Consider the following 26,093-nt stretch of genomic DNA (forward strand, 5'->3'; position numbering starts at 1 on the left):
TACGACGCCTGCCCGCATGCGCCTTTGGTGCGGGCCCAGCTGCACGGTGAAGGGCAGGCATCCTACAAACCTAAACTCAAACTGCCGAACGGTCACTTTGGAATCACGGGCGGTTCAGGGCCGGCGGGTCTGCGAGCGCGCTCGGGAAAGGCAACTAACCGTCTTTGAGCTCGTTCTCTGGCATATTGGGGCGTCCCGTGCACAGCTAATCGCGGTGACGAGCCGCACAGCAAAGTTAAACAGGCGGGCTCGGGGCGGTCGACAAAGGCGCGCGCAGTGATGCGCCCGGCTGAGAAGCACATGACGGCGCCTACTGCACCTAGAGCAGGAGCAGGCATCGTTGCCGCCGCTGAGTTGACTAGCAAACCGGTCGGCGTGAGCCCTGTCCAAACCCAAGGAATATCGAAAGACCTCACCTACCTCGCGCGAAATCCGACGACGTCAACTCGATAGTCGCCGCCGGATGGGCGAGCGCTTTGCGTGCCGCGATGGCGGTAATTCGCTGGTAGCCATCGCCGAAGCATTTGAGTGTGCGAGCGTCGCTTGCGCCCGGTTCAAGCCAGAAATACGCTTCGAGTGCCTCGAGGGCGACCACACACTCGACTGAGCCGATCGCTCGTACGAGGTCAAACGCGACACCGCGGTGATTTGCGAGGATGCGGGGTGCTGCCGCTGCGGCGTCCATGATTAAACTGTGTAATTGAAGTTAGGCAAGTGTTTGAACTCTGACCCGCGCAATAGAACGCAAGCCCGATGCGTTGCTACCAGTCGATACGGTGCTTGTCTTCCGTTTCCTGGTGCCGCCGGTCATCGTCGATATGCAGGTACAGGCTGGTCGTGGTCAGCGAAGCGTGACCCAGATTGTCACGAACGAGCCGAAGATCAACCTTTTGATCTGCCATGTGAGAGCCCGCGCTGTGACGCAGCCAGTGGGCCGACGCTTTCTCCAGTAAGTCTGAACGCGCCGAAGCACCATCTCGCTCGCGCAGTCGCGCAGCGGCTCTCGCAAATACGTCCTTGACGATCGCGTGCAGTCCGGCGCGCGTCAGTGGCGCGCATGCCTGCGTTCGGTCGTTGGCTGCGGTTGCCCCAATCGGCAAAACTAGCGGCGTCTCTTCGTTGGGCGACGGCAGTGCGCTCAGGCCCAGTTGCTGGCGGTAGCGCGAAAGCTCCATCATCATCTCGCGCGTCGCGGGGACGAGTCGCTCCTTGCCGCCTTTACCGTGAACGGCCAGCCACCAGCGAAGGGCGCCGTCGGCGTCGCGCCGCACGAAGAACTGGCCCATGCTGTTCGCGCCAACTTCAGCAATACGCAAACCACCCAGATACAGCAGCGTGAACAGCCACCGCACCCGGTAGGCGTGCGCACGCGCGCGATCGGTGTCGCGCGGCAGCGTCGCGATGGTGTCTTTGACTTCCTGCCAGAGCCCCGGCTCGAGATAGCGGGTGATGCGAGGAGCGGCGTGCTTCGTGCGCTGGCGGGATAGGGAAAGGGGATTGCCAGCCAAATAGCCCGCCTGCACGAGCCACGCAAACAACGCGTTGAGAATGACGATCGCCTGGCGCTGACTCGCGGGCGACAGGGGTCCATAGAAAGGCCGCCACCGTGCATCGTGGCGAGGGTGTTTGCGACCACCGCCGGCGACCCAGGTTGCGGCGGGTTGCGGATCGGCCAGGAATTGCTGGTAGCGCAGACAATCTTCGTGGGTGAGCGATGAGAGCGGCTTGCAGAGCGTTACGAGCGACCAGAGAAGCAGACGCTCGGCCTCCTTGCGATAACTCTCGAAGGTGGTCGTCGTGTCGTGAAAGCGCGAGAGCCAGGCGCGAATCGCATCGAGATCATTGCTGGCCGCGATCTGCGCCCGACCGTCCGTCGCGCGATTCGCCCCTAGACTACCGTCGAGCGTCGACGGAATCACGAGCGATTCGAGTGGCGCGGGTTGGAGTGCAATGGATGTCGGTGGCGGAAGAGCGGGCATCGAGTCTCACGCGGTTTCAAAGTCGGTACGACGCAAATGACTCAACATTATAGCACTAATGTCAAATATTTAAGTCGGCAAGGTTAGATAGGAATTGGAATACGTTGTATTATGAGCTATGTTCTTCGCCCTCACTGACCCATGTCCGACGTTCTTTCCGACGAAACCCGCCTCGCCGCCGATATCGAGCGCCTCAAGGTCGAGTTCCCAAAGACGCGTGAGCTCTATCGCGAGGTGTGCGCGCTACTGTTTTTCCGCTTCGGCGTCCCTCCCACCGCCAATCGCCTCTACAACTTGGTTCGGCGCGGCACCATGAGCACCCCGGCGTCGGTGCTAAGCGAGTTCTGGGCGGAGTTACGAGAGAAGAGTCGGGTGCGAATCGAGCACCCGGACTTGCCAAAAGAGCTGAGTGAGGCCGCAGGCGAGTTGATCGGAACGCTTTGGACGCGCGCGGCGGCCTCCGCACACGCCGAACTGACGTCACTTCGCGATGACGTCGAAGCGCGTCGCGCCGAGGGGGAGCAAAAGGTCGTCGCCGCGCGCGGCGAGCTTGGTCGGACTGAGACGGCGCTCGAGCAACGCACCGCGGCATTGCTTGCGGCGCAGGTCGAAATTCGAGAGTTGGAGCGGCAGCAGGCGCAAGAGGCGGCCGCACGCAAGGCACTCGAGGCGCAGGTCAAGCGTCTTGGCGACGAGGTCGTCGCGCGCGAGCGTGATCTCGACAAGGTTCGCGACACCTTCTCGCGTGATCTCGAAAAACTCCGCGAGACGGCGGGTCGTGCGGAGGAGCGCTTGCGCGCATCGGAAAAGCGTGCGCTCTTGGAAATCGATCGCGAACGCGGTGCAGTGGTAAAAGCGCAGAAAGAATTGGCGGAAGCTGCCAAGCGCGCCGAAAAGCGGGATGCCGAACATCGTCGAACAGTCGAAGCGCTGCAAGAGCAGCAGGGCGACGCTCGCCAGCAGACCGGGGTGTTGCAAGGCAAGCTGGCCGCGCTCGAAGAGGCATACAAGTCGCTCCAAGAGCAGTTGAAGTCGCTGCGCGCAACGACGCGTCCCTCAGCGCAACGCGCGCCCGCGGCAGAATCCCGTCCTTCAGCCAGGCGCGCAACGCGCAAGGCGACCGCTGGGAAAGCGGCGGGAACGAAGAGCCAAACGTAACCTTGGCGTCGTGGCGAGTTCGACCTCGCTCCCGTGCGTCCGGGAAAGGAGTGAAAAATTGAGAAGAACGGCAGAGAACAAACTGAGGGTGGTCGCAGTCCGCATCGACCCAGTCATCGAACAGAGGTTACGCGTGTTGGCGGAAGCGACAGGGCGAAAGCAGTCCTTTTTCCTGCAGCAGATGATCGAGGGCGGTATCGACGCGATCGAAGAAACTTGGCTGTCGTCCGATACGTTGGCGAAGGTTCGAAGTGGTGCTTTGCCAGATCTCCTGGACGAACACCGCACGACCTCGGATCTGTTCGACCACGGTGCGAGTGATCCGGCGCCATAGCGCACCCGGGGATCCAGATACGGCGCAATACATACATACACGCGATGCGCTGAGTCGCGAGAACGCCAGATTTTGCATCAAAAGGACACGACTCAACCACATCGACTATTCGTTGGCACGTCTTCGAGAACTGCGTGTCGGTTAGGCGCTTCTACCCACTCAACTGGCTCGCATTTCAGCGCTGGAACGAAGCGTAGAGCGACTCGTCGAGCCAAACAATCGGGATGCCGCGAGCTAAACGGCTCGTTGCCTAGCAGGTCGGGTGGCGCGTATGCGCAAGCGGCGGGCGGATCAAGCGGTAACCGTCCTTTTCGAGCTTGTATGGACCCGACGCCTTTCGCAAGCTAGCGAAAGTGAGGCTACGGCCACGATGAGTGTGCTGATTAATTTGCTTATGATACGTCGCTCCCTTGTTCGCACTCGATGTAGACGGAGACGGTGTCCGCCTGCTCCATAGCTGACCAGCAATCGCCGTGTCGCGCGCATCGCGTGTTGCCGGCTGAAAGCTGATCCGCGCTCAGGCGTAGACCCAGGGACGTGCCGCACGATCGGCGGCCTGATAAGCCGATATGCGTGCCTCACGCGCGACGGCCTGATCGACATCGTCCTGACCGTTGAGCAAGGCAACACGCTGCGACTCCGGCAAGCTGAAGGCTATCGGCTCCAAACCCGGTACGCGAATCAGGCAAGCGCGTAGATCGACTGTCAGCTCCGCGCCGCTCGCGGCAACGGGCATGATCGATGCAATCTGTTCTCGCGCGAGACGGATCGGCAGCACGCCGTTCTGGAAGCAGTTGTTATTGAAAATATCCCCGTAGCTCGACGCGATCACGCACTGGATACCGAACTCGTCGAGCGCCCACACCGCCATTTCACGCGAACTTCCACAGCCGAAATTCGCACCGGTCACGAGGATGCGGGCGTCGCGAAAAGGCGGCCGGTTCAGCACGAAATCCGGATTTTCGCTGCCGTCCGCGCGATACCGCATCGTCTCGAACGCCCATGGCTGAAACTGTCCGCGCTTCAGTTGCGAAATGCGCTCGATGCGCACGATGAGGTCGGTGTCCACATCGTCGAGCGCGAGGACGGCGGCGTATCCCTTACAGACTTCGAATGCTTTCATGACGCCCCCCGGATTTCGCCTGCCAGTGCCGATGCCGCAGCCGTTGCCGGGCTGGCGAGATGCGTCATCACGCCCGGCCCCTGACGACCCACGAAGTTGCGATTCGATGTGGATACGCAGCGTTCGCCGCTCGCACCCAGATCGCCGTTCGCGCCGACGCACATTGAGCAGCCCGGCTGACGCCATTCGAAACCCGCATCGCGGAAGATCTGATCGAGTCCTTCGCGCTCGGCCTGTTGACGCACCGGTTGCGAGCCCGGCACGACCCACGCGCTGACGTGCTTCGCGATCTTGCCGCTTTTCACGACTGCCGCCGCCGCCCGCAAATCGGTGATACGGCTGTTCGCGCACGAGCCGATGAACACGCGGTCGATCTTCGTGCCTTCCATGCGCTGCAAGGGCTTGAGTTGCATGTAGCACAGCGCGGCCTCGGATTGCGCGCGCCGCTGCACGTTGCGCTCGACAGCGGGGTCGGGCACCACGCCATCAATGCCCACCACTTGCTCAGGCGTCGTGCCCCACGTGATCTGCGCATCGACCCCGTCGACATCGACGGTGACGTCTTTATCGAACACCGCGTCGGCATCGGTTGCGAGTCGGCGCCAAGCGACGATGGCATCGTCGAACGCCTTGCCTTTCGGCGCATAGGGACGGCCGCGCAGGTACTCGAAGGTGACCTCGTCCGGCGCGATCATGCCGAGCCGCGCGCCCATCTCGATGGCGAGATTGCAGAGCGTCATGCGTGCTTCCATGTCAAGCGCGCGCGTTGCGTCTCCGGCAAATTCGAGCGCATGACCCGCCGCACCCGCGACGCCTAGCTGGCCGATCACGTGCAGGATCATGTCCTTGGCGGTAGCGCGACGCGCGGGCAGACCGCGCAGCGTGACGCGCATTTTCAGCGGCTTGCGCTGGCGCAGCGTCTGGCTCGCGAGCACCTGAACCTGTTCCGACAAGCCGATGCCCCAACCCATCGCGCCGAACGCGCCGTGCGTGCAGGTGTGACTGTCGCCGCAGACGAGCGTCGTGCCCGGCAACGTCAAGCCCTGTTCCGGCGCGATGACGTGAACGATGCCCTGACGTGCATCGTCGAGATCGAAGCGCTCGATGTTGAGCCGCTCTGTCTGTTCCCGCAGGGCGTCGACCAGTTCGGTGGCCCACGGCTCGTCGCCGCCGCGCCGTCCGGGTACGCTCGAAATCACGTGATCGGGCGTCGCGAACGTGAGCGAAGCATCGCGCACGGCGAGGCCGCGCCGCTCCAGCACGCGGATCGCTTCGACGGCGGTCAGTTCGTGCAGCAGATGGCGGTCGATATGCAGGGCCGTGGTGCCGTCGGACAACTCTTCGACGACATGGTCGGTCCAAATCTTGTCGAACATCGTCTTCGCAATCATTCGATATCCTTATTAGTTATACGGATGTCACCGTTGGCTCCTCCCTCGAAACCTTCACTTCAGCTCAAAGGGGAACCCATGCCCGCGAGCGCGGGCAGTTGGAGGATAAGGTCGGCGGAATGCCAGAGATGGCGCTTCATCGCCTGATAGGCCATGTCTGGATTGCCGGCGAGGATGCCCTCGGCGATGTCCTCGTGTTCGGCGAGCGCGTTCTTCATCATCTGCGCACTGCCGATGAGCTGGCGCAACTGAATCATGAAGACCGGCAATTGGTATTTGTCGATGAGTCCGCCCAGTTGCGGGTTCGCGCACATATGCACAATTTCCTGATGGAAGGCGCGGTTGTCGACGATGAAACGCTGGAAATCCGGGCGCTCGTTGTGAGCGCGGCCTTGCTCCAGCACGGCGACGAAGCGCTCGCGATTCTCGCCGATGTCGATATTTTGCGCGGCCATGCGGGCCGCGTATCCCTCGAGCGCCTCGCGAATCTGATAGACGTGCGCGACTTCCGCCGCCGACAGGCTGCGCACCACCGCGCCGCGATTCGGCACGACGTCCACGAGACCGTCCGCTTCCAGGCGACGAAACGCCTCGCGCAACGAGCCGCGGCTGATACCGAGCTGTTCGACGAGATCGCGCGAAATAAGCCGCTGGCCTGGCACGAGACGGCCATCGAGGATGCGGCCCTTCAGTTCGGAAGCAATCCGCTCGACAGTTTCGCCCGAGCGGCCGGCGCTTTCGAGATCGGGGTCGGCATCCACGGAAATAGGGTTATGAGGGAAGTCCATGAGCGCATTGTCCAACATTTTACGTTGACGCACCAGAGTTTTTGACATTTAATCCCTACAAAAGTGTTAGACACTTTTAATGACATCAAAAATCAGGAGACGTGCATGAAACTTTCAGTGCGCTTCGGCGCCCTCGCGCTGTCGCTGTCGGGACTGGCTTTCGCGGCTGTCGCTCAGGCGGACGACGTGGTCCGCATCGGTGGAACAAGCAACTACGGACCGGTTCTGCCGGTCGCGGCGGCGGAAGAGTTGAAACTCTTCGACAAGGTCGGCGTGAAGACGCAGTTCACCGGGTTCCCGGGCGGCGCCGCGTGCATGGAAGCGCTCGCGGCCGGTGAAGTCGACATGGTCAACTTCTTTCCGCCGGGACTCGCACTCGCCAAGCGCCGCGGCGTGAAAGCGACCATCGTCAGCGCCGATTCGCTGACGCCCCGCGGCTGGGACGTGATCGTCAAGAAAGACTCGCCGCTCAAAACCGTCAAGGATCTCGCGGGCAAGAAAGTCGGCATCTCGGCGACGGGGTCGACCACCGACTTCTTCGGCCTGTGGGCGGCGAACGAGGCGGGCGGTCCGGTGAACCGCATTCCGGTCGGCGGCCCGGGCATGGTGCCGAACCTGCTGTCCGGCAATGTCGATGCGATCGTCGCGTATCCACCGCTCAGCTACAAGATGCTGCAGGCGGGCACGGGCCGAAGCCTCGTCGACTTCGGCAAGGTGATGCCCGCCAATGTGCCCGACGTGTGGATGGCCTCCGACGAGGTCATCGCGAAGAATCCGGATGGCGTAAAGAAGACGCTGATCGCGCTCTACAGCGCTGTGGTGTACATGCAGGCGCATCCTGACTGGTCGATCTCGTTCATCCAGAAGCAGACGGGTCTGCCGCCCGAGATCGCCAAGCAGGAATACGACAACACGATCATGGGTCTTTCGCCGGACGGTGCGATCAAGACGGAATGGGTCGAGGAATCGCTCAAGCTCGCGAAACTCGCCGGTATGAACGACACGCCGCCCGCGAAGGATCTCTTCACGACGCGCTTCGTGCCCGTCAAGGTGGTGACGCCATGACGCCGTGGGCCACCCGACTCACGCAGGCGGCGATCGTCGCGGGCTTCGTGCTCGCCTGGCACGTGACGGTCGTGATGCGGCTCGTTGATCCGATGCTGCTGCCGCCGCCCGCCGACGTGTTCGCACGCATGATGCATCTGCTCGGCGACGCGCGTTCGCTGCACCATCTCGGCGTGACTCTTGGGGAAGTGACGCTCGCGGTCGTTCTGGTCACGCCGATCGGCATCGCGCTGGGTCTCTTCCTCGGCGAAAACGCTTATTGGGGCGCGGCGTTCCGGCCGCTCTTCTACTTCATGTCGAGCGTGCCGAAGTCGGTGTTCCTGCCGGTCTTCATCCTCGCGCTCGGCATGGGCTTCTCGCAGAAGGTCGCGTTCGGCATGTTCCAGGCGATCTTCGTGCTCGTGGTGGCCGCCATCGCGGCGGCTCAGAGCGTGCCCGTCGATTATGTCCGCACCGCCCGCTCGTTCGGCGCGACCCGCGCACAGATCTATCGCCATGTGTATCTGCCGTCGATGCTGCCGGTCATTCTCGAAGGCCTGCGCCTCGGCATGATCTTCAACATCACCGGCGTGCTGTTCGCCGAGATGTACGTGTCGCGAGCGGGTCTCGGCTATCTGATCGCCAACTGGGGCATGAACTTCGACATCGTCAGTCTGCTGGCGGGCATCGTGCTCGCGAGTCTGGTGTCGATCCTGGTAAACGAGGCACTTCGCTGGTACGAGCATCGCGTCGGCGCCTGGCGCGGTTAAAAGATGCACCCATCCCCGCACGAAACCACGAGCATTCGAATGAGCCAACCCAACGCAATCACCCGCACCGAAACCGCCGCGCTGCATATCGACGGCATCTCGCAAACCTATCAGTCGAAGAGCGGACCGGTGCATGCGCTCGACGACGTGTCGTTCAGCATCGACAACGGCAAGTTCATCGGCCTCGTCGGGCCGAGCGGTTGCGGCAAGTCTTCGCTCCTCATGATGATGGCGGGCCTGCTCGCACCGAGCGCGGGCTGTATCCGCGTGGGCGAGCGACGCATCACGCAGCCGGAGCCGGAAGAGATCGGCGTCGTGTTTCAGGAGTCGAGCCTGCTGCCCTGGAAGACCGCGCTCGAGAACGTCGAGTTTCCGCTGGAGCTGCGCGGTATCGACGTCGCGACGCGTCGTCAACTTGCGCGCGAGATGCTGACGCGCGTCGGCCTCGGAGAGTTTCTCGATCGCCGTCCGCACGAATTGTCGGGTGGCATGAAGCAGCGCGTGGCGATCGCGCGCGGCTTCTGCCAGAACCCGCGTGTCCTGCTGATGGACGAGCCGTTCGCCGCGCTTGACGAACAGACGCGCCTCTCGCTCGGCGACGAACTGCTGTCGATCTGGGAGCAGCATCGCAAGACGGTGGTGTTCGTCACGCACAGCCTCACCGAGGCCGTCTATCTTTGCGACGAGGTCGTAGTGATGGCGGCGCGTCCGGGCCGCGTGATCAAGCGCATCACGATCGACTTGCCCCGTCCGCGCACCTACAAAATGATGGCTACCGCTCGTTTCGGCGAACTGCGCGACGAGATCTGGGAACTCATCCGCACGATGGAGCACGCATGATCTCGCAGCTTTTGCCTCGCGCCAAGCAAGCGCCGGCCGAAGCCGGGCACGCCGGCTTGCCGCGCCGTCCGGCTTTGACGCCATCGGCGGTACGCATGCTCTGTATCGCGCTGTTGCTCGTATTCTGGGAACTCGCGCCGCGGCTCGGCTGGGTGCCGGAAGTGATGCTCGCGCCGCTCTCGTCGACGCTCGCAGCGGGCTTCGCCAACGGTTCGATGTTCGCGATCAATCTTGCCTCGACCGTGGGCGAGATGGCCGTGGCGCTCGCGCTGGTGTTCACGCTCGGCGGCGCGTGCGGGCTGCTGCTCGGCAGTGTCGCGGCGCTGCGCGACACGCTGCTGCCGCTCGCGTCCTCGCTGTATGCGGTACCGCTCGTGATTCTTTATCCGCTGCTGACAGCGTGGATCGGCATCGGTGTCGAGTCGAAGATCGTGTTCGGCGCGATCTACGGCTTCTTCCCGATGCTGCTCACGACGGCCGCCGGCGTGCGAACCGTCGACCGTCAGCTGCTTGTCGCGGCGCGCAGCATGGGCGCGCTGCGCATGCAGCTCGTGCGTCATGTGCTGGTGCCTGCCGCGGTGCCGTCCGTGTTGTCCGGCATGCGGCTTGGCAGCGCCATGACCGCGATCGGCGTGGTCGTGGCGGAGATGATGGCCGCGACCTCGGGCATCGGCTTCGTCATTACGCAGAACCGGACGCTCTTCAACACCTCGAACGTCTACTTCGGCGTGCTGCTGGTACTTGTGCTTGCCGTGGCGCTCGATCAGCTCGTCAATTTCCTTCAACGGATCGCCGCCCGGCGCTATCCCCAACCTGAAAACAAATCATGAAACCTGCCTCGCATGCCCGCGTGTTGCGTGAACGTCTCGAACGACGGGACATCATCGTCGTGCCCGGCGGTGGCTCGCCGCTCGAAGTCAAACTCATCGCGCGCGAAGGGTTCGAAGCCGCGTATCTCAGCGGCTATGCGACCGCCGCGTCGCGCTACGCGGTGCCGGATATCGGCCTCGTCGCGTACGGGGAAATCGAGAACGCCGTGCTCGCGACCACGCGCGTCGCGGACGTTCCGCTCATCGTCGATTGCGATACCGGCTACGGCGACGTCACCAACATGGCCCGCACCGTGCAAGGCATGGAGCGTCTCGGCGTGGCCGCGATCCAGATCGAGGATCAGGCGTGGCCGAAGCGCTGCGGTCACATGGACGCGAAGATCGTCGAGCCGCGTGAAGTCGCGTTGCGCAAGTTGCGCGCGGCACTCGATGCGCGTCTCGATCCTGATACGGTGATCATCGCGCGCACCGATGCGCGCGGACCGCACGGTCTCGACGAAGCGCTGGAGCGCTGCCTGATGTTCCGTCAAGCAGGCGCGGACGTCGTGTTCGTCGACGGTCCGCAGTCGCTGGAGGAGCTGCAGATCATCGGGCGCGAACTGGCGGGCGGACCGCTCGTCGCGAACATGTCGGAATCGGGACTGACACCGTTGCTGTCGGCGGCGGAATTGCAGGAACTGGGCTTCGCGATCGCGTTGTTCCCGAGCAGCACCGTGCGTTTGTGCGTGCGCGTCATCGAGGGCTTCCTCACCGACCTCAAGACGACCGGCGACTCCCGCGCGTGGGTCGATCGCATGGCGAGTCTGGCGCAGACCAATAGCGCGCTCGGCATCGATTCGATGCGCGCGTTCGAAGCCGGTATTCTCGCGGACGTTCAACGACGTCTCGGCCAATGATCCCATCTGGAGACTCAGGCATGACCTCGAATTACTATCCCTATCCGCCGGGCGGTCCGACCGTCACCGACCGCATTCTCAAGGGCGCGATCGACCTGCATCATCACGGCTACCCGGAAATCAGCTTCGAAGCGAAGACGCGTCTCGACGACGTCGACGAGATGTCGATCGCGCGTAACGCGGGCATGCTTGGCATCGTGCTGAAGTCGCACATGTTTCCGACGGTCGGCCGCGCGTATCACCTGCGCAACCTCGTGCCGGGCATCGAAATCTTCCCGAGCATCACGCTGAACTACGCAGTCGGCGGGTTGAATCCGCTCGCCATCGAAAGTGCTGCGAAGCAGGGCGCGAAAGTCGTTTTCATGCCGACGTGGAGCGCCGAGCACGACATCCAGCGCGGCGGCATGAGCCGGCACTTGCGGCACTTCATCGACCGCGCGGAAAGCACGCTGCGGCCGGGCAAGGGCATTCGACTCACTGGCAGCAACGGCAAGCTGCTTCAGGAAACGCGCGAATGCCTCGACTGCGCGCGCCAGTACGGCATGACGATCTGCACGGGCCACGTCTCGCCGCGCGAATCGCTCGCGCTCGCGCTGGAGGCGAAGGACTACGGCATCAACGAAGTCATCTTCTCGCATCCGGACAGCAATTCGGTCGGGGCGAATCGCGAGGAAATCCGCGACATGTGCGCGCTGGGCGCGGTGTGCGAGTTCTGCGCGCTAGGTTGCCTGCCGCCGCTCATGCGCATGAAGCCGAAGGATTTTGCGGATATCGTCGGCGATATCGGCGAGGACAAGGTGATCCTCACGACCGATTACTTCTTCGAATGGTCGCCGCCGGGTCCGGAGACGATGCGTATGCTGATCGGCACCTTCCTTGCGCTCGGCATGTCCGAGACCGCCGTGCGTAAGATGGTGCGGGAAAACCCGGCGCGCATGCTGGGCATGGACGCCGACCGGCTCACGAGCCTCGATGCTCAACAGGACGCGCATCGCGCACAAGCCACGCAGCCCTCGAACTGATTCTTTTAATAATCATTCGGAAAGCGAAACATAAGAACGGAGATGACTTTCATGATTCAGAAAGTTGCAAGCCGCGCGGGCTGGAAGAGCGCGGACCTCGCTCAGACGGAGAGCTGGTTTCATCGGCTGTCGAATGAAGCGATTGCGGACTTCGAGACGGCGATGCGCACGGCGATCGCGTCGGAAAAAGAGATGTTCGACCTGGACGTGCGCGACTTTCCGCTCGGCGAAGCGGGCAATGCCGCGCTTCGGTGTGTGCACGACGCTACGCAGGAGGGTCTCGGCGTGATGGTGCTGCGCGGCTTCCCGGTGCAGAAACATGCTCCCGCGCATCTGCGGCTTCTTTTCTGGGGGCTCGGACTTCACATGGGCGTGCCGCGGCCGCAAGGCAAGCAAAGTCAGTTCATGTCGGACGTGACGGATGCGGGCGGCGTCTATCGGAGCGCGAAGGGACGCGGCTACAACACGCGATCGAAGCTCGATTTTCATGCTGACAACGCGGACATCGTCGGCCTGATGTGCGTGAATGCCGCGATGAGCGGCGGCGAAAGCCTGATCGCGAGTTCGGTGCATGCGCACAACGTGATGCTTGAAGAGCGGCCCGATCTCGTCGCCTCGATGTACGAACCGTTCGTTTTCAGCCGTCAGGGGGAGGAAGCGCCGGAAGAGGAACCCTGGTACGAATCGCCGATCTTTTCGGTCACCGATGGTCAGTTCGCGTGCCGTCACGTGCGCAATCACATCAACGGCGCGCAGGCGGCCTTTCCGGATGTCGCACGCCTGAGCGCGCAGCAGACCGAAGCGCTCGATCTCTTCGATGCGATTCTCGCCCGCGACGACGTGCGATTCGCGATGCATCTGGAAGCCGGCGACCTGCAGTTCCTCAACAACCACACGCAACTGCACTCGCGCACCGAATACGAGGACTGGCCCGAGCCGGAGCGGCGCCGGCTGTTGTATCGCATCTGGCTCGCGATTCCCGATGCGCAGCCGCTCGCGCCCGGACTTCGGCCGACCTACAAGGACGTATCGACGCGTGCCGTGCGTGGCGGTTTTCGCGGCGTTGGCATCACCGAGGCGACGCGCGCGTTCGAGACGCGCATGGCCGCGCATCACGGGATGGCGATGCGCATCTACGGATAGTGTGCCGATGGAAAGTGGCTGGCCGCGCGTGTCGCGGCCAGCCTGATCGACGGAATCAGGGCTGCGCCATTCCGGCCATCGCGTCGGGTATCGTCTGCCTGAGCGAGCGGTAAGTGGTTTCGGTGATGATCCGTCGGAAGGTGCGCTCGGCGAAGTCCGCATCGCCAGACTTCAGCGCTTCGAAAAACTCGCGATGATGATGCACGACGCTGCCGCTGCGTGTCTCGTAATTCGCGTTGCTCTGCTGGTAGAGCCGCACGAGCGAACTGATCGAATGCCAGGTCGAATGCAGGAAAGTGTTCTCCGCGAGCCTGCAGACGAGTTCGTGGAATTCCCAGTCGACGTCGCGCAGCGAGCTCGCATTGTGTTCGGCTTCGGCCTGTTCGAGCGCCGCGAGCGATGCTTCGAGTTGCGCCACGACAGCCGGTTCGGTGCGACAGCGGCTCGCGACAAGCCGCGCGGCAAACCCTTCGAGCACCGCGCGCACGCCGGTCATGCGCAGGAAATCGTCTAGCGAGACTTCGGCGACATATGTGCCCTTGCCCCGCACCGTATAGACGAGTCGGTTGGCCTCCAGCGACTTCAGCGCTTCGCGCAGAGGGCCGCGGCTCACGCTCAGACGTTTTGCAAGCTGCGTTTCGACGATCCGCTCGCCGGGTTTCAGATCACCCGAGCGAATGGCGCCGACGATGCGCGCCTCGACCAGTTCAGGCAGTGAGTGTTGCTGGGGAAGATCCCATTTCTGATCGTGTGCGTTCATCTTCTTGCAGGTTCGAGGATCGCATGAGCCGCGCGACGCCGGATTTGCTGCGTCACGTCCGGGGCGGCTGCGATCCGAAATGGTATCAGATCATATTGCGCCTTCTTCCTTCAGCTTGTCCATTTGCGCGTCGGTCAGCCTGAGCAGGTCGCGGTAGATCTCGCCGTTGTGCTCGCCGAGTTCCGGTCCGAGCCAGTCGATGCTGCCGGGCGTCTGCGAAAGCCGCGGCACGACATTCGGTACGGCCAGTTCGCCGACGCGATCGTCGCGCATGTACTTGATGTTTTCGCGCGCTTTGTATTGCGGATCCTCGAAGATCTCGTCGATGCCATACACCGGACCGCACGGAACCTGGAACACCTCGCAACGCGCCAGGACTTCGTCGCGCGTGAACTTCGCGGTCCATTCGCCGACAGTGCGATCCACCTCAGCGCGGTCGCGATCACGCGCGGAAATATGACCCCACTTGCCATCGCCGGCGACTTCGGGTGTGCCCATCGCTTCGGCGAGGCGCGCGTAGATCTTGTCGCTCGTGCAGGCGATGGCGATCCAGCGTCCGTCCTTGGTCGGATAGTGGCTGTGCGGCACCACGTTGACGGTGCCGGGCCCCATGCGCTGACGCACGAAACCGTTCAACTGATACGACGGCGCAAGCTCGTCCAGGATGCGGAAGATTGGCTCGTAGAGTCCGATATCGACGAACTGGCCTTCGCCCGTGCGCTCGCGCGCCTGAATCGCGAGCAGCGCGCCGAGCGCGCCGTAGAGTCCCGCCATGTAATCGGGAATGGTCGCGGAACCCGGCGTAACGGGCGGCCGGTCGGGATAGCCCGCGAGAAACGACAGCCCGCCGAACGCATTGCCGATGCGCCCGAAGCCCGGCCGGTCGCGATACGGTCCGGTCTGCCCGAAGCCCGAGATGCGCACCATGATGAGCCGCGGGTTTACCTCATGCAGCACATCCCAGCCGAGGTCCCATTTTTCCAGCGTCCCGGGCTGAAAATTTTCCACGAGGATGTCCGCGTCCTTCACCAGTTGCTTTAGCAACGCCGCGCCGCCCGGCTTGCGCAAGTCGAGCGTGATCGACTTTTTGTTGCGGCATTCGGACAGCCACGGCAGCGTGACGCCCGCTTCGGTCATGGAACCGAAACGGCGTAGCGCGTCGCCGACATCGGGCAGTTCGGCCTTGATCACCTCCGCGCCGAATTCGCCGAGCTGGGTCGAGCAGAACGGTCCGGCCAGAAAGCTCGATACGTCGATCACGCGAATGCCGTCCAGCGGACGGATGGTCGTTCCTGCATTGGGTGCGGTCATGCGAAAGGTCTCCTGCGTCGATATGAAGTCAATGAGCGGCGTTGCGCGCAGCGATCTGCTCGGCCTTGTCGATCACGCGTTGCGCGCGATAGGCCAAGGGGTAGTCGATGAAATCGCCGTCGAGACGGACTGATGCGTTGCCTTGCGCTTCCGCCTGCGCGAACGCATCGACCACGGCGTGGGCGCGGCGCACTTCGTCGGCGCCTGGCGAGAAGGCGCGGTTCGCGGGCTCGACCTGTGCCGGGTGAATACACAACTTGCCCTGGAAACCGAGGCCGCGCGCGCGTTGCGCCGAAGTGTCCATGCCGTCGGCGTCGTCGAGCCGGACCCATACCGTGTCGATGGGCGGTTCGAGTCCAGCGGCGCGGGAAGCCAACACCAGCGCGCTCCGGTAGGGCTGGAGTTCGATTTCGTCGCGAGTCCATTCGAGATTCATGTCGAGGCAGAAATCGCCTGCGCCGAAAGAAAAGCGCCGCACGCGGCGTGTCGCTCGCGCGGCATGGCGCGTGAGCGCGTCGATGGCCGCGAAGCCCGCGCCCGTTTCGACGATCGGCATGATTTCGAGCGCGCTGGGCGCCAGACCGCGCCCGCGTTCGAGTTGCCCGATGATCCAGTCGGCGGTGTAGAGCTGCTCCACCGATTCGAGCTTCGGCAACACGATGCCGTCGACGCCGCGCACGACGACTGCTTCCAGGTCGCCGAGCGCGAAGTCCGTATCGAGCGCGTTGATGCGCACGAAGCCGCGCGTTGCGCGCCGCCGTTGCAGCGCTTCGATCACGAGCGCGCGCGTCGCGATCTTCTCGCTCGCGGCGACGGCGTCTTCGAGATCGAGGATCGCCGCATCGGCGTCGGATGCGAGCGCCTTTTCGACGCGCCGCGCGTGATTACCGGGCGTGAACAGAAAGGTTCTGGACAGACTCATCGTGCGTGCTCCTTCTATCGGTCGGTTTCGTGTTCGAGTGATTCCAGGCTTTTGCCGCGCACGTTCGGGCCCAGCAGTGCGAGCAGGATCGCCATCAGCACGTAGGCGACGCCCACCGAAGTGACGACATACAGCGGGTTTTTCAGCGTAAGCAGGGCGCTCGCGACCGCGAACGGCGTGATTGCCGAAGCGAGCCGTCCGATCAGCGCGGCGGTGCCGAGCCCCCGCAGGCGCACGCCCGTCGGCAGGATCTCGGGGATGTACGTCGCGAACCCGACCGACGAGATGAAAAAGATCGCCGTGACGAGCAGCAGCCCGACGCCCATCAGCGCAGCCGGGGCCGTCTGTTCCGCGTAAGCGATGCCCGCGCCGGCGGCGACCAGTGCCGCCACGACAAGCGCCCAGCGCCGCTCGAAACGATCCGCGAGAAAGATCCCGAGCAGTGGCCCGATGAAGCCGCCCATGAAACTGACGGCGGCGAACGTGAAGGTCGAGCCGAGCGTGAGGCCGCGCGACATGAAGAGCGTCGGCAGCCAGCTGATCAGCACGAACAGCCCGCTCAGATGGCAGATGTTGAACACGATGGCGAGCGCGAAACGGCCGCGCACGCCTCGCGAGAAGAGCGCGTCCCAGCCGAGATTGCGCACCGGGCTCAGCGTCGGCTCCGGCGCTGGCAAGTTTCCGCCATGACGCGCCGCGATCCTCGCTTCGATCGCCGAGAGCACGTCGGCCGCTTCGCGGTCGCGCCCGACGGAGACGAGCCAGCGCGGCGATTCGGGCATCAGCCGCCGGTTCGCGAACACGAGCAGCGCGGGAATGACGGCGAGCAGAAACAGAATGCGCCAGCCGATGTCCTCGCCCGTATTCGGCATAACGACGCGCGCCGCGAGCGCACCGAACGGCAGGCCGCCGTTGAGCAACAGCGCGACGGCCGACTGGAAGCGTCCGCGAAACCGCCGCGGCGTGAACTCGTTGAGATACGTGTAGCCGGTGACGGTGACCACGCCGATCGCGAACAGATTGATGGTGCGGAACGTGAGCAGCGTGCCGTAGTTCGCGGCGAATCCGCACGCGAGGCTCGACAGGCTATAGACCAGCACGCTCGCCTGAAAGAGCCGCCGCCTGCCGAGCCGGTCGCCAATCACGCCCGCTGCTATCGAACCGAATGCGGCGGCGATCAGTGGCAGCGAAATGAACGCGGCCGTCGTCGATGCGGTAAGCCAGCCGTGCTTGTGCAGCGCGGGCACGACGAAGCCGGTGACGGTCAGGTCGTAGCCGTCGAAGAACATCGCGACACCGAGGATCGCGAAAAACGTCCAGTGGAACGAGGAGAGTGGCAGGCGCTCCATCCGTCCGGCGATGTTGAGCGCCGGCGCGTGCGTGTCGGCGAGCGCCTCTGCGTCGTCGATGCTGCCCAGTGTGGCCTGTCTCATGCCGACCTCCGCGCGTCGTATCCGGCGATTTCGATGACCCGGTGCATGCGCGGGACGAGATCGATCGCGACGAATTCGCCATCGACGATGGCGGTGCCTTCTCCGCTCGCCTTGACTTGCTCGAACGCATCGATGATGCGGCGCGCCCGGGCGACTTCGCCGGCATCCGGCGTGAACGCGCGATGAACCGGCTCGATCTGCGCGGGATGGAACACGACCTTGCCGGAGAAGCCCAGTTCGCGCGAACGCGCCGCGTCCTCGAAGGTGCCCTGCGGATCGCGCAGGCCCGCGAGATAGGGCGCGTCGATGGCGTCGATGCGCAGCGCGCCCGCCGCGGCGACGATGGTCGAGCGCGCCCACAGCAGCGCGGTCGGCGTGATGGCAGCGCCGGTTTCCATCGTGTAGTCGCCCGAGCCGAAGAAGAAGGCACAGCAGCGTGGCGATGCATCGCCGATCGCGAGCGCGTTGAGCACGCCGCGCGGCGTTTCGAGCGTCACGATCAGGCGGATGGGCGCGCCGCGCCCGCCTTCGCGCGCCGTCAGCAGAACATCGAGCGCGCGCATCTGTTCGGCGGATTCCACCTTCGGCACGAGCACGGCGTCGAGGTGTTCGAGCGGCAGCGCATCGAGATCGTGGAGGCAGTCGTCGGTGCCCGGCGCATTGATGCGCACGACGCGTTCGCGCTCGCCGGTTTCGAGCGTCGGCAACACTTGGGACAAGATTTCGCGCGCTTCGTCGCGGCGCCCCGGCGGCACGCCGTCTTCCAGATCGAACGCGAATGAATCGACGGGCAGGTTCATCGCACCGACCACCCGGTCGCGGCGATGAGCGGGCGTGAGCAACATGGAGCGCCGGATGCGGCGTGTCGAGAGAGCGTTCATCGGTCGCTCCTTCGCGGCTGTCGCGGCCGGACGGGCGAGCATCGTGATGGAACAACAAGCGCCGGCAGGCGCCGGGCATATGCGCAAGAAGCCATTCGTTCGTCTCCTGATGAACTCGCCCTGGTGCGTTGCCGAGGCTGTCGAGAGTCATGATGTCATACTGTCGACAGTCGAACGACCGGGGTTTACACGAGCAATTCACCGCCCGCCGATCTCACGCGATGGACCGCCACACGCCGTCGCGCACGAGCGCATCGGTCTCCTGCCGCACGATGCGGTAGAGCGCCTTCATCGCGAGCGTCGCCTCTTTTTTTGGCGAGAACGCGATGGAGAGCACGCCCGGCAGCGTCGGCGCGACGATCGGCCGGGCTTTCAGCGTGCCTCGTTCGATGCGGCTTCTCACGGCCGCGAACGGCGCCACGCTGAAGCCCTGACCCGACTCCACCAGATCGAAGATCGCCACCATCGCGTCGATCTCGAAGGCGATGTTGAGCGTGAGCGCGCGCGCGTTCGCGGCGTCTTCGGCGAGCGTGCGCAGGCCATGCGGACGCGCCGGCAAAATCCACGGCAGACGCACGGCGTCGTCGAAGCGGATCGGCTCCATGTGCGGCGTGAGAATCTCGGCGTCGGACGGACCGACGAGCAGCAGATCGTCGGACAGTAGCGGTTCGATGCGGATCGTGCCGTGCGGCGTCACGTTGTACAGCACGCCGATATCGAGTTGCCCGGCGAGCAGCCATTCGAGCATGTAGCCGCTGAGGCCCTCGCGAAGACGCAGCTTCACGTCGGGGAATTCCGCGCGAAAACGTCTGACGAGCGGAACCAGCAGCACGTCGCCGAGCATCGGCGGAATGCCCATCGTGACGGTGCCGCCCGGAATCTTGCGCAGCGTCTGCATGTGATTCACAGCGGCATCGCTGCGCTCGAGGATGTCGGTGGCATTAGCGAGGAACTTGCGCCCCGCGTCCGTGAGCGACATGCCGTGGCCGTTGCGATAGAGCAGCGGCGGACCGAGTTCCTGTTCGAGCATCTGCACCTGGCGGGTGAGCATCGACTGGCTCACGCCGAGTTTCGCGGAAGCGCGCGACAGGCTGCCCTCGTTCGCGATCACCTTGAAGTATCTGAGCTGCTTGAGCTCCATGTCGTTCGTCTCCTGATCTTTGTCGTGATTGTCGCTACGCGCGTTTCCCCGCATATGCATAACAGGTATGCATGCGCGGCGCGCGGCGTCTCGCTACGCTTCATCTCACAGGCTGAACAACGGAGACGAAAGCGCAAATGGAAGAACTCAGACTGCTTAGCACAACGGCCATTCTTGGCTACGGATTCGCGCAAAGCGCATTCGAAGCGGGGCTCGCACGCAATCCGCATCTCATCGGCGCGGATGGGGGCAGTTCCGATCCGGGGCCGTACTACCTCGCGTCCGGCGAATCGTTCACGTCGCGAATGGCGACCAAGCGCGACATGAAGATCATGCTGGAGGCGGCGGTGCCGCGCGGCATCCCCGTGATCGTCAGCACCTGCGGCGGCGCGGGCGGCACGCCGCATCTGCAGATGATGGTTGAGATCACGAAGGAGATCGCGCGGGAAGCGGGTCTCTCGTTCAAGCTGGCCGTGATCCATTCGGAATTGCCGAAGGACGTGCTGATCGAGCACGTGAACGCCGGCAAGACGCGTCCGCTCTATGGCTTGCAGGACATGACGGCCGAACTCGTCGATGAAGCCGTGCGCGTGGTGGGCGCAATGGGACCGGAGCCGTATATCGCCGCACTCGACGCCGGGGTGCAGGTGATTCTGTCGGGCCGCAGCACGGACCCCGCGCCGTGGGCCGCGATGGCGATCCGCGCGGGCTTCTCGCCGGAACTCGGCTGGTACGCGGGCAAGATGCTGGAATGCGGCGCCGAACCCGCGCTGCCCAAGCGCGAAGGCTGCCTGCTCGCGACGCTCAGAAAGGACCACGTCGAACTCGAACCGATGCACCCCGACCAGGCCTGCACGCCGCGCTCGGTCGCTTACTTCGCGCTGCACGAGAACAGCAGCCCGATTCATCATCACGAACCGGGCGGCATGCTCGACACCTCCGAGTGCAGCTTCGAAGCGGTCACAGAACGCGCGGTACGCGTCTCGGGCATGCGCTGGAAACCCGCGCCCTACACGATCAAATTGGAAGGCGTGGCCGCGCGCGGTCATCGCGTGATCACGCTGTGCGCGACGCGCGATCCGGTCCTGCAGGCGCAGATGGACCGCTATCTCGCGCGCTCGCGGGAGATCGTCGAAGAGAAGGCGAGCGCCTTCGGAGCGCCGCCTGACACCTATTCGCTCGACTTTCGCGTCTACGGCCAGAACGGCGTGATGGGCGTGCGCGAGCCGCTCTCGTCCGACGCGCGGCATCCGCATGAAACAGCCATCGTGGCCGAGGTCGTCGCCGAGGACCGCGAGACCGCGAAGGCCGTGCTCGCCATTGCGCGCACGACGATCCTGCACTCCGAATTCCCCGGGCGTCTTTGCAAGGAAGGCAACATGGCGATTCCGTTCTCGCCGTCCGATCTCGATCTCGGGCAGGTCTACCGCTTCTCGATCTGTCATCTGCTCGAACCCGAAAACGCGCTCGCGCTCTTTCCTATCGACTACGAAAACATCGGAGACCGCCATGCCAGCCATTAAGGAATTCGCGAGCGTGTGCCGCAGCAAGAACGCAGGGCCGTTCATGGTCACGCTCGACATCGTGTTCGCCACGGACGAGATCTTCGATCGCGTCGCCGCGACCGGCGTCCTCAAGCCCGAACTGTTCGCCACGTTGTATGGCGTGAAGCCCGAGCAGGTGCAGTTCACGCCGTATCGCGCGGCGCGGGCGTTCAAGGCCACCTTGCCGCGGCTCGTTTCGTCGGGCGATATCGGCGACACGGACGTGTACGGTTCGCAGCAGCACGCACCGATGCTCGACATCGACATCCCGATCAAGCTGGAGAACACGCGATGAGCGAAGCAGAACTGCAGACGCGACGCGAAGCCGAAACCGCCGTCGAGCTTCAGACCTCGTTCCGGCAAGCGATGCGCCGGCTGGCGGGCGGCGTCGCGCTGGTGTCGACCGTGCACGAAGGCGTGCGCCACGGCATGACGGTGACGGCGGTGTCCTCGCTCACGATGGACCCGCCCGCGCTCGTCGTCTCGGTGAACCGCTACGCCTCGGCATTCGACGCGCTCGCGGCGAGCGGCCGCTTCTGCGTGAACCTGCTCACGCAGTCGCACGCCGATCTCGCCAGCGCGTTCGCCCGCAAGCCCGCTGGCGATGCGCGCTTCGCCAACGGCACGTGGCGCACCGGCGCGTCCGGCCTGCCGATGCTCGATGGCGCGGTGGCGTCCATCGTCTGCCGTCTGCACGATACGGTCGAGTTCGGCACGCACGCGCTGCTCATCGGCCGGGTCGAAGAACTCGATGTCGAACAGCAGCCGCTCGCGCCGCTCATTTACCTGAGCGGACAGTTCGGCGCGTTCTGGCCGCTGTCGGCGTAAGGAGACGCGCACATGTTCGATTCGAAATACGAGCGCAACAACTTTCCTCGCGTGCGGCCCGAGTGGCTCGCGCTCGTCGCGGAGAAGGCGGTCGAGCCGGAACTGCCGGTGATCGATCCGCACCACCATCTTTGGGATGTCGATACCGCGTTCTATCAGGCGCCCGAGTTGGTGGGCGACGTGTCGTCCGGGCATAACGTGGTGGCGACGGTGTTCGTCGAATGCAAGGCGCATTTCGATCAGGACGTTCCTGCGCCGCTCGCGCCCGTCGGCGAAACGCGCTTCGCGGTGGCCGAGGCGAAGCGCGCGGCGCAGCTCGAAGGCGGACACGACGCGCTGGTCAAGGGCATCGTCGCTTATGGCGATCCGCTCGCGCCGCTTCCGGCGGACGTGCTCCAGGCGCATGGTGAAGCGGGGCAGGGCCGGCTGCGCGGCGTGCGCGTGCGTGCCGCGTGGCACGCCGATCCGGCGTTCGCCGCGCCCGCCGACGGTCCTGACGAAGCCACGATCCGCTCGCCGGAACTCGACCGCTATTGCGGCGTGCTGGCGGACCTTGGCCTCGTGCTCGACCTGTGGGTCTATCACACGCAACTCGACGATGCCGCCGCGCTCGCAAAGCGTCATCCGACGCTGCCGATCGTGCTCAACCACTGCGGCGGGCCGCTCGGCATCGGTCCGTACGCGGGACGGCGCGAGCAGGTGCTCGCTGCATGGCGCACGTCGCTCGCGCGCGTCGCCGACAACCCGAACACGGTGGTGAAGATCGGCGGTCTCGCCATGCCGCGCACGGGCCTGTCCTTTGCCGATGCCGTGAAGCCCGCCACCTCCGCCGAACTGGCCCAACGCTGGTCGCCTTACGTGCGTACCTGCGTCGATCTGTTCGGCGCCGAGCGCGGCATGTTCGAAAGCAATTTCCCGGTGGACAAGGGCAGTTGCAACTACGTCTCGGTGTGGAACGCGTTCAAGGAACTGAGCGCGGCTTATTCCGCCGACGAACGGCATGCGCTGCTCTGCGGCACGGCGAATCGCGTCTATGCACTCGAAGTCGACGCGCTGCCGGATCGCGCGATGCGTTAAGCGAATGCCCGCGACTCGTGGGCGCCCATTCCCCGGCAAAGCGCAATACATAGTGGATGAACCACGCGCGCCCGGACCCCAAGGAGGAGACAAGTGAAGAACCGACGCATCTTCGTGTATGTGTTTCTGTTTTCGCTCACGAGCATCAACTATATCGACCGCGTGGCACTCTCGGTCGCGGCGCAGCCCATCGCGCACGAGTTCGGCATCAGTCCCGTGCAGATGGGTTTCCTGCTGTCGTCGTTCATCTGGACGTACTTCGCGAGCCTGATCGTGTGGGGTCTCGCGCTCGATCGCTGGGGCACGCGTTACGTCAACGCGGCAGGCATGGCGATCTTCTCGCTGGCGACGGTGGCGACCGGCTTCGCGTGGAGCTATGCGTCGATTCTCGTGACGCGGCTCGTAATGGGCGCGGGCGAGGCGTCGTCGTATCCGGCGGGCGGCAAGGTGATCCGCGAATGGATGCCGGCGCGCGAACGCGGCATCGCGGCCGCGACGCTCAATAGCGGCTCGTATGCGGGACCGGCCATCGGCGCGCTGCTCGTCGCATTCGCCGTGCAGCTCTTCGGCTGGCGCACGGGCTTCATCATCGTCGGCAGCTCGGGCGCGATCTGGCTCGTCTTCTGGCTGCGCTATTTCAGGAAGCCGGAGCAGGCGAGTTTCATCGGCGAGGAAGAGCGTGCGTACATCCTGCGCGAGCGCAACGGCGGCGCGCCCGAGCACAACACCGGTCCGGTGCTGTCCATCGGCGACATGCTGAAGTCCGGCAGCATCTGGGGCCTGCTCATCACGCAGGGCTTCGGCTCTTATGCGCAGTTCCTCTTTCTCACCTGGCTGCCGAGCTACCTGCAGACCGAGCGCCATCTCGACATCGTGAAGAGCGGCTATTTCACGGCCTTGCCGTATGCGCTCTCCGTGCTGCTCGCGCTCGCCATCGGCAAGATGAGCGACCGGCTGCTCAGTCCCGATGCGTGCCGCAAGGGCGGGCGCCGCAACATGGTGGCGTTCTCGATGCTGCTCACGTCGATCGTGCTCGTCACGCCATTCGTCGACGACGTGTGGCTCATGGTGGCCGTGTTCACGCTTTCGCTGACCGGCGCGCAGGCGGCACTCGCCATGAACATCGCGCTGATCGGCGACCTGTTGCCGTCCTCGGCGGAAGCGGGACGCGGCACCGGGCTCCTGATCACGGGCGGCGCCTCGTTCGCGATGATCGCCCCCATTGCGACCGGTTATGTCGTCTCGATCACGCACAGCTACAACAACGCGTTCTATATCGCCGGGGTGCTCGCCATCGCGGGCGCGCTCGTCGCGGTGCTGATGACCCGCACGCCGATTCGCCGCGACACCGCGTCCGCGCCGGTGGGCGAAGTGTCGGTGAGCGCGTGACGAAACCATGATGCGCGTCTTTGCCGCGCGCATCGAAACAGGAGATTGCGCATGACCAGCAAGACAAACAAGCAAATGACCCTCATCGGCTTTCTGCAGGCGCAGAACTGCTCGACGTATCCCGGCTCGTGGCGTCACGAAGGCGCGATGCAGGACTTCATGACACCCGAGTACTACCAGCGCATCGCGCGTACGCTCGAAGAAGGCAAGTTCCATCTCGCCTTCTTCGACGACCGCCTCGCGATGCCCGACATCTACGGCAACGATCAGGCGCAGACGGTGGAGCACGGCGTGCGCGCGGTGAAGATGGACCTGGTCTCGATTCTCACGGCGATGGGCATGGCGACCTCGAAGCTCGGCCTCGGCGCGACTTATTCGACCACGTACTACGAGCCGTTCCATATCGCCCGGACCTTCGCGACGCTCGACCTGATGACCAAGGGCCGCGCCGCCTGGAACGTGGTGACCTCGCTCAACGATTCGGAAGCATTGAACTTCGGCCGCGACGAGCATCTCGAACACGACCTGCGCTACGAGCGCGCCGACGAGTTCGTCGAAACGGTGATGGGCCATTGGGACTCGTGGGAACACGACGCCCTGATCCTCGACAAGGCGACCGGCCGCTTCGCAGATCCGTCGAAAGTGCATCGGCTCGATCACGAAGGCAAGTTCTTCAAGTCGCGCGGACCGTTCACTGTGCCGCGTTCGCAGCAGGGACATCCGGTGCTGATTCAGGCGGGGCAGAGCGGACGCGGGCGGACCTTCGCGTCGCGCTGGGCGGATCTCATCTTCGTTGTGTATCCGAACCTCGCGGTCGGCAAGAAGCAGTACGCGGAGATGAAGCAGGCGCTCGCCGATGCGGGCCGCAATCCCGACGACGTGAAGATCTCGACGGCGTGCTACACGATCGTCGCCCAATCGGATGAAATCGCGCAGAAGCAGCGCGAGTACATCGACTCGCTTGCCAAGCCCATCGACTCGTTGGCGCTGTTGTGCGAAGTGCTCAACACGGACTTCTCGAAGCGCGGCTACGACGACCCGTTCAGCGACGCCGAGATGGCAGGCATCTCCGGCTGGACGGGCTTCCGCGATCGCGTGGTGACGCTCTCCGGGAAGAAGAACCCGTCCGTGCGCGACTTCGTCGACTTCTCCAAGCGCGCGCGGATCGACGAATTCCCGGTGTTCTGCGGCACGCCGAAAACCGTGGCCGATCAGATGGAACAATGGTTCGTGGAAGGCGGCGTCGACGGCTTCGTGATCGCGCCGACGCACGTGCCTGCCGCCTACGAGGATTTCGTGCGCATGGTGGTGCCCGAACTCCAGCGGCGCGGCCTCTTTCGCAAGGACTATACGGGCGGCACGCTGCGCGAGAACCTCGGCTTGCCGATTCCGAAGTCCGGCGACTGGCGCAAACAGGCTTTTGCGCATGAGACGAAGATCAAGGCGGCTTAAATAGCTTGAATGAATGGCATCCGGCGCGAAACCGGAT

26 protein-coding genes are annotated in these 26,093 nt (G+C 64.2%); 15 read left to right on the plus strand and 11 right to left on the minus strand.

The window, feature by feature from the left end; all coding sequences use genetic code 11:
- Window positions 1–412 precede the first annotated feature (412 nt).
- Both AWB66_RS26605 and AWB66_RS26610 read right to left on the minus strand, forming a co-directional pair.
- The gene (locus tag AWB66_RS26605) at window positions 413–685 is read right to left on the minus strand and encodes a DUF1488 family protein (protein ID WP_087633075.1); all 273 of its coding nucleotides are present in this window, start codon (window positions 683–685) and stop codon (window positions 413–415) included.
- 76 nt (window positions 686–761) lie between these two features.
- On the minus strand, window positions 762–1,979 hold the full coding sequence (locus AWB66_RS26610) for a tyrosine-type recombinase/integrase (RefSeq protein WP_087633076.1): 1,218 nt from the start codon (window positions 1,977–1,979) through the stop codon (window positions 762–764).
- A gap of 141 nt (window positions 1,980–2,120) precedes the next feature.
- Here AWB66_RS26610 and AWB66_RS26615 point away from each other — a divergent pair, with 141 nt between their 5' ends.
- The gene (locus tag AWB66_RS26615; RefSeq protein ID WP_087633077.1) at window positions 2,121–3,137 is read left to right on the plus strand and encodes a DNA-binding protein; all 1,017 of its coding nucleotides are present in this window, start codon (window positions 2,121–2,123) and stop codon (window positions 3,135–3,137) included.
- 58 nt (window positions 3,138–3,195) lie between these two features.
- On the plus strand, window positions 3,196–3,471 hold the full coding sequence (locus tag AWB66_RS26620) for a hypothetical protein (RefSeq protein WP_087633078.1): 276 nt from the start codon (window positions 3,196–3,198) through the stop codon (window positions 3,469–3,471).
- Between the two features lie 517 nt (window positions 3,472–3,988).
- On the opposite strand, the gene leuD is transcribed toward AWB66_RS26620, so the two are convergent.
- Genes leuD through AWB66_RS26635 form a run of 3 tightly spaced genes read right to left on the minus strand, consistent with a single transcriptional unit; the run spans window position 3,989 to window position 6,773 of the window.
- Entirely contained in the window at window positions 3,989–4,594 is a 606-nt protein-coding gene (leuD, locus tag AWB66_RS26625) for a 3-isopropylmalate dehydratase small subunit (RefSeq protein WP_087633079.1), read from the minus strand.
- Window positions 4,591–5,985 carry a 3-isopropylmalate dehydratase large subunit gene (gene leuC / locus AWB66_RS26630; protein ID WP_087633080.1) on the minus strand — a complete coding sequence of 465 codons (1,395 nt, stop codon included), beginning with the start codon at window positions 5,983–5,985 and terminating at the stop codon, window positions 4,591–4,593. The genes leuD and leuC overlap by 4 nt, the downstream gene beginning before the upstream one ends.
- A 59-nt stretch (window positions 5,986–6,044) precedes the next feature.
- Complete coding sequence (locus AWB66_RS26635; protein ID WP_159462945.1) at window positions 6,045–6,773, minus strand: GntR family transcriptional regulator; 729 nt, start codon at window positions 6,771–6,773, stop codon at window positions 6,045–6,047.
- A gap of 105 nt (window positions 6,774–6,878) precedes the next feature.
- On the opposite strand from AWB66_RS26635, the gene AWB66_RS26640 reads away from it, so the two are divergent.
- Genes AWB66_RS26640 through AWB66_RS26670 form a run of 7 tightly spaced genes read left to right on the plus strand, consistent with a single transcriptional unit; the run spans window position 6,879 to window position 13,318 of the window.
- Window positions 6,879–7,838 carry an ABC transporter substrate-binding protein gene (locus AWB66_RS26640; protein ID WP_087633082.1) on the plus strand — a complete coding sequence of 320 codons (960 nt, stop codon included), beginning with the start codon at window positions 6,879–6,881 and terminating at the stop codon, window positions 7,836–7,838.
- Window positions 7,835–8,587, plus strand: coding sequence for an ABC transporter permease (locus AWB66_RS26645; protein ID WP_159462946.1), 753 nt, complete (start codon window positions 7,835–7,837; stop codon window positions 8,585–8,587). The genes AWB66_RS26640 and AWB66_RS26645 overlap by 4 nt, the downstream gene beginning before the upstream one ends.
- Window positions 8,588–8,626: 39 nt before the next feature.
- Window positions 8,627–9,427, plus strand: coding sequence for an ABC transporter ATP-binding protein (locus tag AWB66_RS26650; protein WP_087633084.1), 801 nt, complete (start codon window positions 8,627–8,629; stop codon window positions 9,425–9,427).
- Complete coding sequence (locus tag AWB66_RS26655) at window positions 9,424–10,257, plus strand: ABC transporter permease (protein ID WP_087633085.1); 834 nt, start codon at window positions 9,424–9,426, stop codon at window positions 10,255–10,257. The genes AWB66_RS26650 and AWB66_RS26655 overlap by 4 nt, the downstream gene beginning before the upstream one ends.
- The gene (locus AWB66_RS26660) at window positions 10,254–11,153 is read left to right on the plus strand and encodes an isocitrate lyase/PEP mutase family protein (RefSeq protein WP_087633086.1); all 900 of its coding nucleotides are present in this window, start codon (window positions 10,254–10,256) and stop codon (window positions 11,151–11,153) included. The genes AWB66_RS26655 and AWB66_RS26660 overlap by 4 nt, the downstream gene beginning before the upstream one ends.
- 20 nt (window positions 11,154–11,173) lie before the next feature.
- Window positions 11,174–12,175 (plus strand): DUF6282 family protein, encoded by a 1,002-nt coding sequence (locus AWB66_RS26665; RefSeq protein WP_087633087.1) that lies wholly within the window; start codon window positions 11,174–11,176, stop codon window positions 12,173–12,175.
- 51 nt (window positions 12,176–12,226) lie between these two features.
- Window positions 12,227–13,318 (plus strand): TauD/TfdA family dioxygenase, encoded by a 1,092-nt coding sequence (locus tag AWB66_RS26670; protein WP_159462947.1) that lies wholly within the window; start codon window positions 12,227–12,229, stop codon window positions 13,316–13,318.
- A 55-nt stretch (window positions 13,319–13,373) separates the two neighbouring features.
- On the opposite strand, the gene AWB66_RS26675 is transcribed toward AWB66_RS26670, so the two are convergent.
- From AWB66_RS26675 to AWB66_RS26700, 6 genes are all read right to left on the minus strand, one after another.
- Complete coding sequence (locus tag AWB66_RS26675; RefSeq protein WP_087633089.1) at window positions 13,374–14,078, minus strand: GntR family transcriptional regulator; 705 nt, start codon at window positions 14,076–14,078, stop codon at window positions 13,374–13,376.
- Between the two features lie 90 nt (window positions 14,079–14,168).
- Complete coding sequence (locus AWB66_RS26680; protein WP_087633090.1) at window positions 14,169–15,389, minus strand: CaiB/BaiF CoA transferase family protein; 1,221 nt, start codon at window positions 15,387–15,389, stop codon at window positions 14,169–14,171.
- Window positions 15,390–15,417: 28 nt separating this feature from the next.
- On the minus strand, window positions 15,418–16,311 hold the full coding sequence (locus tag AWB66_RS26685; RefSeq protein WP_087633091.1) for an HpcH/HpaI aldolase/citrate lyase family protein: 894 nt from the start codon (window positions 16,309–16,311) through the stop codon (window positions 15,418–15,420).
- Between the two features lie 14 nt (window positions 16,312–16,325).
- Entirely contained in the window at window positions 16,326–17,744 is a 1,419-nt protein-coding gene (locus AWB66_RS26690; protein WP_087633092.1) for an MFS transporter, read from the minus strand.
- Window positions 17,741–18,625: an HpcH/HpaI aldolase/citrate lyase family protein gene (locus AWB66_RS26695; RefSeq protein WP_159462948.1), complete on the minus strand. Its 885-nt coding sequence runs from the start codon at window positions 18,623–18,625 to the stop codon at window positions 17,741–17,743. Before AWB66_RS26695 ends, AWB66_RS26690 begins: the two co-directional genes overlap by 4 nt.
- Before the next feature lie 214 nt (window positions 18,626–18,839).
- Window positions 18,840–19,766 (minus strand): LysR family transcriptional regulator, encoded by a 927-nt coding sequence (locus AWB66_RS26700; protein ID WP_159462949.1) that lies wholly within the window; start codon window positions 19,764–19,766, stop codon window positions 18,840–18,842.
- A 137-nt stretch (window positions 19,767–19,903) separates the two neighbouring features.
- Here AWB66_RS26700 and AWB66_RS26705 point away from each other — a divergent pair, with 137 nt between their 5' ends.
- From AWB66_RS26705 to AWB66_RS26730, 6 genes are all read left to right on the plus strand, one after another.
- A complete protein-coding gene (locus AWB66_RS26705) occupies window positions 19,904–21,289 on the plus strand; it encodes an acyclic terpene utilization AtuA family protein (protein ID WP_087633095.1) in 1,386 nt (461 codons plus the stop codon).
- Window positions 21,276–21,605 carry a DUF4387 domain-containing protein gene (locus tag AWB66_RS26710; RefSeq protein ID WP_087633096.1) on the plus strand — a complete coding sequence of 110 codons (330 nt, stop codon included), beginning with the start codon at window positions 21,276–21,278 and terminating at the stop codon, window positions 21,603–21,605. The genes AWB66_RS26705 and AWB66_RS26710 overlap by 14 nt, the downstream gene beginning before the upstream one ends.
- Complete coding sequence (locus tag AWB66_RS26715; RefSeq protein WP_087633097.1) at window positions 21,602–22,138, plus strand: flavin reductase family protein; 537 nt, start codon at window positions 21,602–21,604, stop codon at window positions 22,136–22,138. Before AWB66_RS26710 ends, AWB66_RS26715 begins: the two co-directional genes overlap by 4 nt.
- Window positions 22,139–22,150: 12 nt before the next feature.
- Entirely contained in the window at window positions 22,151–23,215 is a 1,065-nt protein-coding gene (locus AWB66_RS26720) for an amidohydrolase family protein (RefSeq protein WP_087633098.1), read from the plus strand.
- A 93-nt stretch (window positions 23,216–23,308) separates the two neighbouring features.
- Window positions 23,309–24,604: an MFS transporter gene (locus AWB66_RS26725; protein WP_087633099.1), complete on the plus strand. Its 1,296-nt coding sequence runs from the start codon at window positions 23,309–23,311 to the stop codon at window positions 24,602–24,604.
- 51 nt (window positions 24,605–24,655) lie between these two features.
- Window positions 24,656–26,056 (plus strand): LLM class flavin-dependent oxidoreductase, encoded by a 1,401-nt coding sequence (locus tag AWB66_RS26730; protein ID WP_087633100.1) that lies wholly within the window; start codon window positions 24,656–24,658, stop codon window positions 26,054–26,056.
- Window positions 26,057–26,093 lie beyond the last annotated feature (37 nt).

The sequence above is a fragment of the Caballeronia telluris genome, from assembly GCF_001544495.1.
GTDB lineage: Bacteria > Pseudomonadota > Gammaproteobacteria > Burkholderiales > Burkholderiaceae > Caballeronia > Caballeronia telluris.

Bases quoted from the DNA above. Each gene is read 5' to 3' on its own strand.
- AWB66_RS26700 (WP_159462949.1), bottom strand. From the start codon at position 19,766: ATGGAGCTCAAGCAGCTCAGATACTTCAAGGTGATCGCGAACGAGGGC.
- AWB66_RS26635 (WP_159462945.1), bottom strand. From the start codon at position 6,773: ATGGACTTCCCTCATAACCCTATTTCCGTGGATGCCGACCCCGATCTC.
- AWB66_RS26710 (WP_087633096.1), top strand. From the start codon at position 21,276: ATGCCAGCCATTAAGGAATTCGCGAGCGTGTGCCGCAGCAAGAACGCA.
- AWB66_RS26730 (WP_087633100.1), top strand. From the start codon at position 24,656: ATGACCAGCAAGACAAACAAGCAAATGACCCTCATCGGCTTTCTGCAG.
- AWB66_RS26675 (WP_087633089.1), bottom strand. From the start codon at position 14,078: ATGAACGCACACGATCAGAAATGGGATCTTCCCCAGCAACACTCACTG.
- AWB66_RS26715 (WP_087633097.1), top strand. From the start codon at position 21,602: ATGAGCGAAGCAGAACTGCAGACGCGACGCGAAGCCGAAACCGCCGTC.
- AWB66_RS26650 (WP_087633084.1), top strand. From the start codon at position 8,627: ATGAGCCAACCCAACGCAATCACCCGCACCGAAACCGCCGCGCTGCAT.
- AWB66_RS26685 (WP_087633091.1), bottom strand. From the start codon at position 16,311: ATGAGTCTGTCCAGAACCTTTCTGTTCACGCCCGGTAATCACGCGCGG.
- AWB66_RS26610 (WP_087633076.1), bottom strand. From the start codon at position 1,979: ATGCCCGCTCTTCCGCCACCGACATCCATTGCACTCCAACCCGCGCCA.
- AWB66_RS26605 (WP_087633075.1), bottom strand. From the start codon at position 685: ATGGACGCCGCAGCGGCAGCACCCCGCATCCTCGCAAATCACCGCGGT.
- AWB66_RS26665 (WP_087633087.1), top strand. From the start codon at position 11,174: ATGACCTCGAATTACTATCCCTATCCGCCGGGCGGTCCGACCGTCACC.
- AWB66_RS26690 (WP_087633092.1), bottom strand. From the start codon at position 17,744: ATGAGACAGGCCACACTGGGCAGCATCGACGACGCAGAGGCGCTCGCC.
- AWB66_RS26705 (WP_087633095.1), top strand. From the start codon at position 19,904: ATGGAAGAACTCAGACTGCTTAGCACAACGGCCATTCTTGGCTACGGA.
- AWB66_RS26670 (WP_159462947.1), top strand. From the start codon at position 12,227: ATGATTCAGAAAGTTGCAAGCCGCGCGGGCTGGAAGAGCGCGGACCTC.
- AWB66_RS26695 (WP_159462948.1), bottom strand. From the start codon at position 18,625: ATGAACGCTCTCTCGACACGCCGCATCCGGCGCTCCATGTTGCTCACG.
- AWB66_RS26720 (WP_087633098.1), top strand. From the start codon at position 22,151: ATGTTCGATTCGAAATACGAGCGCAACAACTTTCCTCGCGTGCGGCCC.
- leuD (WP_087633079.1), bottom strand. From the start codon at position 4,594: ATGAAAGCATTCGAAGTCTGTAAGGGATACGCCGCCGTCCTCGCGCTC.
- leuC (WP_087633080.1), bottom strand. From the start codon at position 5,985: ATGATTGCGAAGACGATGTTCGACAAGATTTGGACCGACCATGTCGTC.
- AWB66_RS26645 (WP_159462946.1), top strand. From the start codon at position 7,835: ATGACGCCGTGGGCCACCCGACTCACGCAGGCGGCGATCGTCGCGGGC.
- AWB66_RS26680 (WP_087633090.1), bottom strand. From the start codon at position 15,389: ATGACCGCACCCAATGCAGGAACGACCATCCGTCCGCTGGACGGCATT.
- AWB66_RS26640 (WP_087633082.1), top strand. From the start codon at position 6,879: ATGAAACTTTCAGTGCGCTTCGGCGCCCTCGCGCTGTCGCTGTCGGGA.
- AWB66_RS26660 (WP_087633086.1), top strand. From the start codon at position 10,254: ATGAAACCTGCCTCGCATGCCCGCGTGTTGCGTGAACGTCTCGAACGA.
- AWB66_RS26615 (WP_087633077.1), top strand. From the start codon at position 2,121: ATGTCCGACGTTCTTTCCGACGAAACCCGCCTCGCCGCCGATATCGAG.
- AWB66_RS26655 (WP_087633085.1), top strand. From the start codon at position 9,424: ATGATCTCGCAGCTTTTGCCTCGCGCCAAGCAAGCGCCGGCCGAAGCC.